The sequence below is a fragment of the Streptococcus parasanguinis genome (genome assembly GCF_000963275.1).
GTDB lineage: Bacteria > Bacillota > Bacilli > Lactobacillales > Streptococcaceae > Streptococcus > Streptococcus parasanguinis_B.
The window spans coordinates 78,762-90,668 of sequence record NZ_JYOW01000002.1 but is presented as its reverse complement, the minus strand read 5'-3'; the positions used below and the strand labels follow the sequence as shown (position 1 = coordinate 90,668).

The 11,907-nt window shown below is 39.5% G+C and carries 12 protein-coding genes and 1 rRNA gene; 2 read left to right on the top strand and 11 right to left on the bottom strand.

The window, feature by feature from the left end; genetic code table 11:
• The 4 genes from TZ97_RS10030 to TZ97_RS10015 form a co-directional block, all read right to left on the bottom strand.
• Positions 1-347, bottom strand: a 16S ribosomal RNA gene (locus TZ97_RS10030); the annotation flags it as partial.
• Positions 348-648: 301 nt separating this feature from the next.
• Positions 649-1,191, bottom strand: coding sequence for a ribosome hibernation-promoting factor, HPF/YfiA family (gene hpf, locus TZ97_RS10025; protein WP_003010301.1), 543 nt, complete (start codon positions 1,189-1,191; stop codon positions 649-651).
• Positions 1,192-1,272: 81 nt separating this feature from the next.
• Complete coding sequence (locus TZ97_RS10020) at positions 1,273-1,938, bottom strand: ComF family protein (RefSeq protein ID WP_045760280.1); 666 nt, start codon at positions 1,936-1,938, stop codon at positions 1,273-1,275.
• On the bottom strand, positions 1,935-3,233 hold the full coding sequence (locus tag TZ97_RS10015) for a DEAD/DEAH box helicase (RefSeq protein ID WP_045760279.1): 1,299 nt from the start codon (positions 3,231-3,233) through the stop codon (positions 1,935-1,937). Before TZ97_RS10015 ends, TZ97_RS10020 begins: the two co-directional genes overlap by 4 nt.
• Positions 3,234-3,288: 55 nt before the next feature.
• Between TZ97_RS10015 and TZ97_RS10010 the strand changes: the two genes are divergently transcribed.
• On the top strand, positions 3,289-3,930 hold the full coding sequence (locus TZ97_RS10010; RefSeq protein ID WP_045760278.1) for a YigZ family protein: 642 nt from the start codon (positions 3,289-3,291) through the stop codon (positions 3,928-3,930).
• A gap of 123 nt (positions 3,931-4,053) precedes the next feature.
• The gene (gene cysK / locus TZ97_RS10005; protein WP_003004014.1) at positions 4,054-4,977 is read left to right on the top strand and encodes a cysteine synthase A; all 924 of its coding nucleotides are present in this window, start codon (positions 4,054-4,056) and stop codon (positions 4,975-4,977) included.
• Positions 4,978-5,027: 50 nt separating this feature from the next.
• Here the strand turns inward: cysK and TZ97_RS10000 are convergent, their stop codons facing one another.
• The 7 genes from TZ97_RS10000 to TZ97_RS09970 form a co-directional block, all read right to left on the bottom strand.
• Positions 5,028-5,393: a S1 RNA-binding domain-containing protein gene (locus TZ97_RS10000; RefSeq protein ID WP_003012561.1), complete on the bottom strand. Its 366-nt coding sequence runs from the start codon at positions 5,391-5,393 to the stop codon at positions 5,028-5,030.
• Position 5,394: 1 nt separating this feature from the next.
• Positions 5,395-6,795: a bifunctional Cof-type HAD-IIB family hydrolase/peptidylprolyl isomerase gene (locus TZ97_RS09995; RefSeq protein WP_045760277.1), complete on the bottom strand. Its 1,401-nt coding sequence runs from the start codon at positions 6,793-6,795 to the stop codon at positions 5,395-5,397.
• A gap of 44 nt (positions 6,796-6,839) precedes the next feature.
• A complete protein-coding gene (locus TZ97_RS09990; RefSeq protein WP_045760276.1) occupies positions 6,840-7,472 on the bottom strand; it encodes a response regulator transcription factor in 633 nt (210 codons plus the stop codon).
• Positions 7,469-8,485: an envelope stress sensor histidine kinase LiaS gene (locus TZ97_RS09985; RefSeq protein WP_045760275.1), complete on the bottom strand. Its 1,017-nt coding sequence runs from the start codon at positions 8,483-8,485 to the stop codon at positions 7,469-7,471. Before TZ97_RS09985 ends, TZ97_RS09990 begins: the two co-directional genes overlap by 4 nt.
• On the bottom strand, positions 8,482-9,177 hold the full coding sequence (liaF, locus tag TZ97_RS09980) for a cell wall-active antibiotics response protein LiaF (RefSeq protein WP_003003865.1): 696 nt from the start codon (positions 9,175-9,177) through the stop codon (positions 8,482-8,484). Before liaF ends, TZ97_RS09985 begins: the two co-directional genes overlap by 4 nt.
• A gap of 119 nt (positions 9,178-9,296) precedes the next feature.
• Positions 9,297-11,165, bottom strand: a complete 1,869-nt coding sequence (gene pknB, locus TZ97_RS09975; RefSeq protein ID WP_045760274.1) for a Stk1 family PASTA domain-containing Ser/Thr kinase — start codon at positions 11,163-11,165, stop codon at positions 9,297-9,299.
• On the bottom strand, positions 11,162-11,902 hold the full coding sequence (locus tag TZ97_RS09970; RefSeq protein WP_021154558.1) for a Stp1/IreP family PP2C-type Ser/Thr phosphatase: 741 nt from the start codon (positions 11,900-11,902) through the stop codon (positions 11,162-11,164). Before TZ97_RS09970 ends, pknB begins: the two co-directional genes overlap by 4 nt.
• Between the last annotated feature and the right edge of the window lie 5 nt (positions 11,903-11,907).

Here is an 11,907-nt window from a genome sequence, read left to right as displayed (position 1 = left end):
GAGTCTGGGCCGTGTCTCAGTCCCAGTGTGGCCGATCACCCTCTCAGGTCGGCTATGTATCGTCGCCTTGGTGAGCCGTTACCTCACCAACTAGCTAATACAACGCAGGTCCATCTCTTAGTGATGCAATTGCACCTTTCAAATCAATATCATGCGATATCGACTTTTATGCGGTATTAGCTATCGTTTCCAATAGTTATCCCCCGCTAAGAGGCAGGTTACCTACGCGTTACTCACCCGTTCGCAACTCATCCGCTCGGTGCAAGCACCAAGCTTCAGCGTTCTACTTGCATGTATTAGGCACGCCGCCAGCGTTCATCCTGAGCCAGGATCAAACTCTCATTAAAATAATTGTTTGTCTTAAACTCATTCTGTCACTGACAGATTTATTGTTTTTTCATTGTTCAGTTACTATAACCTTAGTTATAGCGCCCTGCACATTGGTTCGTCTTGTTCAGTTTTCAAAGGTCTTTGTCGCTCTCGCGCGACAACTATATTAGTATATCATGACCTACCCTTACTGTCAACACTTTTTTCCAAAAAATTTTATTTTTTTGAAAGTTTTTAAGTTATATAAAAAATCAGGAGCACAGATGCTCCTGATTCTTCTATAATTTATTTGATGTTTTCAATCTCTTTTTTTGATCTCTATTCTTTTACTTCCAATAGACCGATGTCTCCATCTTCTCTACGGTAGATCACATTTGTTGTGTTATCCTCTGCATCACGATAAATGAAGAAATCGTGTGCTAATAGATCCATTTGAAGGATCGCTTCATCTAAATCCATTGGTTCTAGATCAATTGTTTTTGAGCGAACAACTTTTTCTGTGGTTGCTGCTTCTTCTACAACTGCATCGGTAAACAATTTACCTGCACCAGATTTAATACGATTTTTCTTTTCGATTTTTGTTTTATTCTTACGAATTTGACGTTCAATTTTATCTACAACTAGATCAATTGAACCGTACATATCTTGAGAGACATCTTCTGCGCGCAGTGTGATAGATCCAAGCGGAATGGTTACTTCTACTTTTGCGGTCTTTTCACGGTAAACTTTTAAGTTTACTCGAGCGTCTAGCTCTTGATCTGCCTGAAAATATTTTTCAATCTTTTCGAGTTTAGAAACGACATAGTCGCGAATGGCTTCTGTTACTTCTAGGTTTTCACCACGGATACTATATTTAATCATATTAGTACCTACTTTCTAAACATTATGTTTTTATTTATATGTATATTATAACGCTTTCATAAACTTTTTGCAAATCTTTTTTTACCTTGCGATTGAAAATGTCTTTATTTCTTTCACACCTTTTTCAATTAGTAGGCGCTTCATTAATTCGATTGTTTTGCCCGTTGTGTAGATATCATCGAATATAAGATATTTCTGCTTTTTTGAAACTTCTCCTTTTAATTGAAAGTGTTGAGAGGTTTTTAATCTTTCTTCTCTTGTTTTTTTTGATTGAGCTAAAGTGTCTTCTTTTTGGAATAGACTGTTGTATTTTATCTCTGCAAAATCTAGTATAGTCGAGACTTGATTGAATCCTCTCTCCTTCTTTTTTTCGTGGCTGATTGGAGTCGGTATTATCGTATAGCTTTTATACTTTTTCAAGGCTTTTTTGATATCACATGCAAATACCATTCCTAATAAACGATCGCCTTCAAATTTATATCGCTTGAAATAGTCCTTCATTGCTGCATTATATTTATATAATGCTTCATGTTCTACTATATTCCCCTTTTGTATCCAGTATTCGCAATCTTTACATACTTTCTCCTCCTTATCTTTATAACATCTAGGACAATGGATTTCGCCAATTTGTTCGAAGTCTTCTTTGCATTCTTTACAAATCCATTCTTCTTGTTGTTTCATAAAAATAAGGTCTGTAAAATGTTCACCAGTTTTCAACTCTTTAGTACAAAGCAGACATTCTTTCAAAATCCAGCCTCCTGATTCATTTCCTTTATTTCTTTGATCGCTTTCTTCATTTCTCGTGTTATACCATCTGATAGAAAAAGTAGTTTACCTGTTGGTCTTTCTTTACTTCGACCGACCCTTCCTGAAATTTGTACGAGGGCACTTTTAGTAAATAATTTGTGATTACTTTCTAAAACAAAGACATCTACAAATGGAAAAGTCACTCCTCTTTCTAAAATTGTTGTCGAGACTAGCATGGTTATGGCTTTGTTTCTAAACTCTTCTACCATTCGTAGGCGGTCTGTTGTCTGTGAGGATACAAAACCTACTGTTTCTTTGGGAAAGTATTTTTTTAAGTTCTCAGTGAATTGTTGTCCTAATTCTATTTCAGATACAAAGATTAACAATGGGTAGTGAGTCTGTCTTTGTTTCTTGATCAGTTGCAATAGTTCGTAAGGGATTCTTCCTTTTTCTATTTTTTCTCTCATTTTCGGCACCCATTTTATTTCAGGGACCACTAGTGGGTTCCCATGAAATCTTCTTGGAAGACTATAACGAATGATTTCTTTTTTCTTAACCTTTTTATCTAGCTCATCTGTAGAGGTTGCTGTCAAATATAGGGTATTCCCCTCTTTTTTTATTGCATTCTGAGCTGCTTTATATAAGATTGGATTATCCACATAGGGAAAAGCATCTACCTCATCTATAATAAGGAGATCAAAGGCCTGATAAAACTTTAGCAATTGGTGGGTTGTAGCGATCACTAAAGGCGTTCTAAAATAGGGCTCTGATTCTCCATGAAGCAAAGAGATGGGGCAGGAAAAATCTTCCTTCATTCTTCCGTACAATTCTATACAGACATCGATTCTTGGAGTAGCAATACAGACTGCTTTTCCTGCCTTGATCGCTGTTGCTACAACCTGGTACATCATTTCCGTTTTCCCAGCGCCTGTCACAGCATGTACCAAGGCATGTTTTCCTGCTTTAACTGCTTGGATAAGCCCTTCAGATACCTCTTGTTGATAGGAAGTCAAGGTTCCTTTCCAGTTTAGCACCTCTTGTCCTTCAAATTCTTGCTGTGCAATAGCATAAAGTTTTTGATCACTCCGGATCCTTCCCAATTGGATACAGGCTCTACAATACAGTACCTCCTCACTCAACTTCCAAAGCTTTTGATCAATCAAACTGCCACATCGAAAGCATTGGTACCTTCCATTCTGTTTTTCTATAGCGGGAAGTTCTTGGGCAATTTCTTTTAAATCATTTGTCATTTGACTCTCCGTTAAGAGTCTTCCATAAGATTCTTCTATCTTCATACTTATTAATTCGCAAAAGTTGGAGAAAATCATTCTTTTTTTGTAAAATAAGAATATGGAATATGTTACATTTAAAGAGAACGGCACTGTTCAAGAAGAAATCAAAAAATCAAAATTCATTTGTCATGTAAAGCGAGTCTCCTCTGAAGAGGAAGCTAGAGATTTTATCAATGCCATCAAAAAGGAACACTATAAGGCTACACATAACTGCTCTGCTTTCATCATTGGGGAACAAAGTGACATCAAACGGACCAGTGACGATGGAGAGCCTAGTGGAACCGCTGGGGTACCGATGTTAGGAGTTTTGGAGAATCATCGCATCACTAATAGTTGTGTCGTGGTTACCCGCTATTTCGGAGGTATTAAATTAGGCGCTGGCGGTCTGATTCGTGCTTATGCTGGAAGTGTGGCACAAGCAGTTCGAGAAATTGGACTGGTAGAAATCAAAGAGCAAGTGATTCTTGGGATCACACTTTCTTACTCCCAATACCAAGAATTTGCTAATTTCTTAAAAGACCATCAATTGGCGGAACAAGATCCGATGTTCACAGATCAGGTGATGACAACTATTTTTGTGGATAAAGAAAACACAAACTCTATCACAGCAGCTTTAGTCGAATTTTACAATGGCAAAGTCATTATTGAGGATCAAGGAATTCGTGAGGTTGAAGTACCCCTACTTTCTGTAGAAAAATAACCAAAGAAGCTATCGGCAACGATAGTTTTTTTTTATCACACCCATAAAATTTCTATATTTTACATTCTTCCCGCAAGGGACTATACTTGTTAGTATCAAGAAAACCTAGAACTGAGGTATATTATGGCTATTTATGAAAATATTACAGAATTAATTGGGAACACTCCGATTGTCAAATTGAACCGTCTTGTTCCTGAAGGAGCTGCAGACGTCTATGTCAAACTCGAAGCTTTCAATCCTGGATCATCTGTTAAAGACCGGATTGCTTTGAGCATGATTGAAAAAGCTGAAGCGGATGGCTTGATCAAACCAGGTGATACCATTGTCGAAGCAACTAGTGGGAACACAGGGATTGGCTTGTCATGGGTTGGCGCAGCTAAAGGCTACAAAGTTGTGATTGTCATGCCTGAAACCATGAGTGTGGAACGTCGTAAAATCATTCAAGCCTATGGAGCTGAACTCGTTTTGACTCCTGGAAGTGAAGGAATGAAAGGCGCTATCGCTAAAGCTGAAGCAATCGCTGCAGAAAGAAATGGCTTCCTTCCTCTTCAATTTGAAAACCCTGCTAACCCAGAGGTACATGAAAGAACAACAGGACAAGAAATCGTTGATGCCTTTGGAAAAGATGGTTTAGATGCTTTTGTCGCAGGTGTTGGTACTGGTGGTACTGTTTCTGGTATTTCTCATACTTTGAAAAAGAATAATCCTGCTGTCAAAGTCTATGCCGTTGAGGCCAATGAATCTGCAGTCCTTTCTGGTGAAAAACCTGGACCACATAAAATCCAAGGGATTTCAGCAGGCTTTATCCCAAATACTTTAGACACTAATGCATATGATGGTGTTCGTCGCGTATCTTCAGAAGAAGCTTTCGAACTTGCACGCGCTATCGGTGGAGCTGAAGGATTCTTAGTCGGAATCTCAAGCGCAGCTGCTATCTATGCTGCTATTGAAGTCGCAAAAGAATTGGGTAGCGGTAAAAAAGTTCTTGCTCTTGCACCAGATAATGGAGAACGTTACCTTTCTACTACCCTTTACGAATTTGAATAATTCTCTATATTAAAAAAACTTCGGTAGGTTTCATCAACCTATCGAAGTTTTTATTTTTTTTCTTGTTTGCTAAAGAATACCTTTCCTTCTTTGACCCAGGTCGGCATCTGTTGAGCTAAGGGCGCAAAACCACTCTTGTGGCGGTCATTTGAAAAACGATGGTGTCGAATACTTCGTTGTGGTGTTTCTTCTAGTGTTCTCAGAGAGAGGCTAGCTTTCTTAGAATATTCATCAACATCGATGACTTGAACAAAGACCTTCTCCCCAATCGACAGAATATCCTGAATATTACTTACATAACCACTTCTAATCTCTGAGATATGAATCAAGCCCGTCACACCCGACTCCAGTTCGACAAAAGCGCCGTAAGGTTGAATTCCTGTGATGGTTCCTTCTAACTTATCTCCAATTTTCATATTAGTCCTCAATTTCGATGGTTTCAATCACGACATCTTCTACTGGCTTATCCATCATCCCTGTCTCAACAGCCGCGATCTCATCCAACACAGCAAAAGAAGCTTCATCCATCAATTGTCCAAATACTGTATGACGTTGATCTAGGTGAGGAGTTCCCCCTTCTGTCGTATAGATTTCTGCAATTTTTTCAGGCCAGCCACCGCGGACCAATTCCTTTTTCGAATATGGAAGATGTTGATTTTGTACAATAAAGAATTGGCTGCCATTTGTGTTTGGTCCAGCATTTGCCATTGAAAGGGCTCCGCGAATATTGTACAATTCTTTTGAAAACTCGTCTTCGAAGCTCTCCCCATAGATGGATTCACCACCCATACCTGTGCCTGTTGGATCTCCCCCTTGGATCATAAAATCTTTAATAATCCGGTGGAAAATGACACCATCATAATAGCCGGATTTAGCAAGAGCTACAAAGTTTGCAACTGTTTTTGGCGCTTGATCCGGGAACAATTGAATGTTCATCTCACCGTGATTGGTTTTGATCACAGCGACAGGACCGTCAACCGTAGCAAGTTCTAACTGTGGTAATGTCAATTCTTTTTCAACCATATTTAACTCCTCTAAGGCATAGAATATGCCATCTTCTTCTAAATTCTTAGTGATATAATCAGCTTTTTCTTGTAACTCTGGGGCAGATTTTCCCATTGCGATACTAATTCCAGCATAATCAAACAGTTCTAGATCATTTAATCCATCCCCAAATACTAAAACATTCTCTGGCTTCAAGCCCAAATGATTTACAAGATGAGAAACTCCTGAAGCTTTTGAAGCTTCAAAACGAACAACATCTGACGAATGGGGATGCCACGAAACTAGGCGCAAGTCCTCTTGCAAAGAAGGGGGCAACTCTAGCTCACTATCCTGTTCATCAAAGGTCCACATTTGGAAAATAGGTTCTTTCAAATGCAGATCTGGATCTACGGGTAAGTTAGGATAAATGATGTCAATAGCATCACTGATCAAGGGTGTCCGATTAGACAGGGCAGCTTGATGACTAGCCACTAACCCATAATCAATCTCGGATTCTTTGGCCCAATCTACAAAAGAAGAAACGATTGCTTCATTGATTGGTGATTGGTAGATCACAGTTCCTTTTGTATCTTCTATATAGGCACCGTTTAAGGTTACTAGAAAATCAGGCTTTAAGTCCATGATTTCAGGAACAACCCCAAAAATCCCTCTGCCGGTTGCAATCCCTGTTCGGATTCCTTTTTCTTTCAACTGATGAAAGACGTCTTTGACAGATTCTGGGATCAATCCTGTTTCTTTTGCACGTAATGTATCATCAATATCAAAAAAGACGATTTTAACTTTTTTGGCTTTATAACGTAATTTTGCGTCCACTTGTCTCCCCCTTATGATCACGCTCTATTATAGCATGTTTCCTTTTAAAAATCTTCTTGATTCACCAGATGGTGTCGAAAGGCATAGACGACTGCTTGCGTCCGATCACTGACTTCTAATTTCGATAAGATGTTGGAGACATGGGTCTTCACTGTTTTTAAAGAAATGAAGAGTTCATCTGCTATTCGTTGATTTTCATATCCTTTCGTCAATAAAGCCAGAATATCTCGTTCTCTAGCTGTCAAATCATCATGCAATTCAGCATGGTTCTTTCGTGACTCAACTTTTTGACTAACTTCTGTCTCAATTGCAAATTCTCCCTTTGCAACCTTTCTGACAGCCTGTAAGATCTCAGTTGCTGACGAGGTCTTTAAAATATACCCTTTTGCACCGGCATCTAAGACAGGGTAAATCTTTTCGTTATCTAAATAAGACGTCAAAATGACAATTTTAGCTTCCGGCCACTCTTTTAGGATGGCTAGAGTCGCATCGATTCCATTTAGCTCTGGCATCACAATATCCATGATGATGACGTCTGGTCTTTCTTTCAGCGCCAACTCCACCCCTTCATGCCCATTTTGTGCCTCTAAGACTTGCTCAATATCGGTTTGCATGGACAAAAAGCTTTTCAATCCCAATCGGACCATTTCATGATCATCTACTAATAATACTTTCATACAGTTTCCTTTTCATTTTTATCTTTTACAAGGAGGGGAACGCGAATATCTACAGCCACTCCCTTTTGAGGACTTGTTCTTATTTTAATGGTTCCCGCCATGTCTTCTACACGTTCTTGAATATTTTTCAACCCATAACTCAATCGTTCCAATTTTTCCTGCTCAAAGCCGATTCCATCATCTACCATCCGTAAATGAAGTTGTTTTCCTTCCTGATGCAAAAAGACATCCATTTGTTGAGCTCTAGCGTGTTTCAAGGTATTGCTGACAATTTCTTGGACGATTCGAAATAGATGTTCTTCCATTTCTTTTGGAATGCTCACGTCATTATGATGGAAGACAACTGTTAGGTCACTCTTTTCCTTCAATTCTCTAAAAATCATCTCCATCCCTTCTACCAAACTTTTTCCTTCCAATTCTGTAGGACGAAGATGTAGGAGCAAGACGCGTAAATCATTTTGGGCTGTACCCAGAATATCTGATACACCATTAAGTTGCTGCTGGATCTGACTTTTCTCTAACTCAAGGGCCTGGGCTGCCACTCCAGATAAAATCATATTGGCTGCAAACAATTCTTGACTAACCGTGTCATGTAGATCACGCGCAATTCTCTTACGCTCGATTTCCACAATTTCTTCCTCATTTCGCATCACACGATTTTCACTTTTTTGTAAATTTTCTTCTAGTCGAAGCAATTTGCTGTCCAATAAATCTAACTGTTGATTCAATTCTTTGGGGGCAATTTCTTTTCGCTGTGAAGCAGTCAGGATCGCTTCTACCTTTTGTTGTACTGCATGAACCGTTACAAATTGCGTGATTTTAATAATTAAGACAACCAAAGCCGTCAATGCAAGCGTCAGACTAAAAACCAAAAATAGGAATGACTGAAGCAAGGAAAGATCTGAAAGAAGTTTGCCCCACTGAAAACCAACAAAATGGAAAATGGTATGACAAATGACCGCAACCACCATTAGGGAATAGAAATACAATAGGAGATAGTCTAATTTCTTCATGCGCGAATCACCTCAACATCCCCAACAATACCAACTAACACAATTTTTATAGAACGGTGCGATCTCCGATAATGTGCCGTTTCAATGTCTATGGTTTCATTCCTCATTTTACGGACAGGAAGATCCAAAAACTTCAGATCTCCATACAGGGTGTTAATTTGTAAATGCAATTCCAAATCAATCGGTAAGATAATTTTTGTATTTCCAAACCCTTTCCGAATGATCACTACATTGTCCCAATTGCAAATGGCTACCTCCTCTAAATGGAGGGTGTCATTCCCAAAAACTCGGATCACATTCAGATCTCGATACCCTCGACTTTGCTTTGAAAAATGTTGTAAATCACCAATCCATCGAGTTTTTTCCTGACGAATTTTCGTATCCTCTTCAACATCAAACACAACGGCTTCATTTTCCTTATACATATAAGGGTAGGCAATCAATAAACCATAAACCACCGCAAATAAAATGGCTGCAATCACAAAAGGATTCAGCATCACGATAAAAAACAATAGCACACTCAGCGCGATTAATAGAAAATTCGCTTTTTGTTTGCCAAAATAGTAATACAAAAGGAGCAAAAAGAGAACCATCAAGACAACAAATCTGGAAAAATCGATTGATAAAATGGTGATCGCTGCTAATGTTAACAAAACGGCTTCAACGAAAATAAAAATTTGTATTTTCCACATAGTCTACCTCATCTTTTCCTATTTTATCAAATTTTTCCTCATTTGACTTCCGTCTGTGGTTGGATAATAGCAGACAATCAAAAAGACCCAGAAATCCATCTGAGTCTTAGACTGATTTATTAATCTCCACTAGTTGCACTACTGCTTGAACTTTCTGTATCTGATCGTTCACCAGAGGATGAACTAGATGTATCAGAACTTGATGAGGCTTTCGTACTTGAAGAAGCTGTCACTTTAGGCTCATATACAGTCAAAACAATTCGTGTTCGGTTAATATCCACCGTACTCGAAACTTCTGGAGTTTGACTGACAATTTGACCTGCAGAAACAGATACCCCATCAGGGAGATGTTCTGTTTTTCTTAATTCGATATTGGCTTCTTTAATACCATAGATCTCAATCAAATTACTTCTAGCAAAATCATAAGTTGATCCAACATAGTTTGGCATTTCAATTGAAGTCGTTTCTTTCGCTACTTTCAAAACAATCTTAGTTTTTGAATTCAGAGAATATTGCTCTCCTGGAGCTGGAGTTTGTTCAAGAACTGTCCCTGCAGCATAATCGAAGGTCTCAACTTCTTCAATCGTGATCATTTTGCTTGATACTTTATAAGTATTTTTCAAATCTTCTTCTGCTTTTGCCCGTGTTTCACCCACGTAATTTGGCATTTCAAAGCTGTTTGGTCCTTTTGAAACAATCAAATCAATTCGACTTTGTTCTTTCTTTTGGGCCCCTGCATTTGGATTGGTTCGAATGACATAGCCTTCTGCAACCGAATCACTGTACTCTTCTTTCTCTTCACCGACTTGAAGGTCTTGTCCCTCAATAACCGCTCTAGCTTCGGCAATGGTTTTGCCGGAAACATCTGGAACGGTTTTATTGGCTGGGCTCATATACAACAAGAAAGTAAAGGCAGCAAGAACTAGGGCAATAGCAACAAACAAGACCTTGTAGCGCGCCCGCAAGCGTCTTCTTGGCTTTTTACTTGGTGCCATGGTCTGCTGGTCAGATAATGGTCGATTAGGATCTACCGAACTGATTTCACTGCGTACCTCAGAGATTGGAACAGGAGCCGTCTTTGGAGTTGGACTCACTTTTGGAAGAGTCTTTGTATCAGCTTTCGCTTGGTCTTCAAAAATCAGTTTTTTCTCATTTCTTCTCTCGTAGGACAAGCAACTTGAAAGGTCCACATACATCTCTGCCACTGATTTATAGCGATCCGTCAGTTTTTTAGCTGTCGCTTTGATCACCACATTTTCTAAAGCTTGTGGAACATTCTTATTTTCTTCACGAATAGATGGGAGTGGCTTTTGAAAATGCTGCAAAGCAATTGTGACTGCACTATCTCCATCATAAGGAATGTGTCCTGTCAACATCTCATAGAAAATGATCCCCATAGCGTAGATGTCACTTTGCACTGTAGCTTTTGAACCACGCGCCTGCTCAGGGGACAAATAATGAACCGACCCCAACATCGAGTTGGTCTGGGTCAAGCTAGTCTCTGCAAAGGCCACTGCAATCCCAAAGTCTGAAACTTTTGCTGTTCCATCTGGTGTCAAGAGGACATTCTGTGGTTTTAAATCTCTATGGATAATGCCACGCGTATGGGCAAGACGCATAGCTAGAAGGATCTGCCCCATCAAACGAACAGCTTCTTCATTTGATAAAGGAGCATTTTCTTTGATATAGCGTTTCAAGTCTAAACCTGCAACATATTCCATTGCAAGGTATTGTTGTCCTTCTTCTTCGCCAATATCTGTAATCCGAACGATATTTGGATGGTCCAGCTCTGCCATCGCCTTTGCTTCACGCTGAAAACGCGCAACTGCAATGGGATCCGTCTGGTAATTCGTACGCAGTACCTTGACTGCAACTTCTTCCCCATCTAAAATCAAATCACGCGCAAGATAAACATCTGCCATCCCGCCGCGTCCAATTTGTTGGATGATTTTATATCGCCCGGCAAAAATTTTGCCGATTTGAATCATGCTGCGTCCTCCTCAGTAAAGTGGAGCAGTACAACAGTGATATTATCCAAGCCTCCAGCATTATTGGCAAAACGAATCAAGGTTTGAGCTTTTTCTTCCAGTGAAACATCACTCAAGACAATATCTCTGATTTCATCCGGACCAATCATATTAGTTAAACCGTCACTATTGATCAAAATATAATCATCTGCTTCAACCGTCACCAAACCATAATCCGGCTCCAACTCATCTTTTTGGCCAATGGACTGAGTGATGATGTTACGTTGAGGATGATGGGCTGCTTCTTCCTCTGTGATTTGACCTGCTCGCAAAAGAGCATTTACAAGAGAATGATCACTGGTCAACTGCTGATATTCGCCCTGACGAATGAGGCCAATCCGCGAATCTCCAACATGGGCATAAATCACTTGCCCTTCTACAAAAGCCAAGGCTTCCAATGTCGTTCCCATTCCTTTGTGCTCATCATCTTGCCCAGCTAAATGGATCCGACGGTTCACAGCTTCTAAATGTTCTGCAAACCATTCCCGTACTTGATTAACCGTCTCGATCTCAGAAGAAACCCAAGCCGCACCTAAGTCTGTGACTGCCATTTCACTAGCAATATTTCCGGCACGGTGTCCTCCCATACCATCAGCAAGTAAAACCATAGATTTTCCTGCCTTGTTTTTATATTGATTTGCATAGTCTTGGTTATTTGTCCGTCTTTGACCTACATCGGTTAAGATCGTAATATCCATACTGT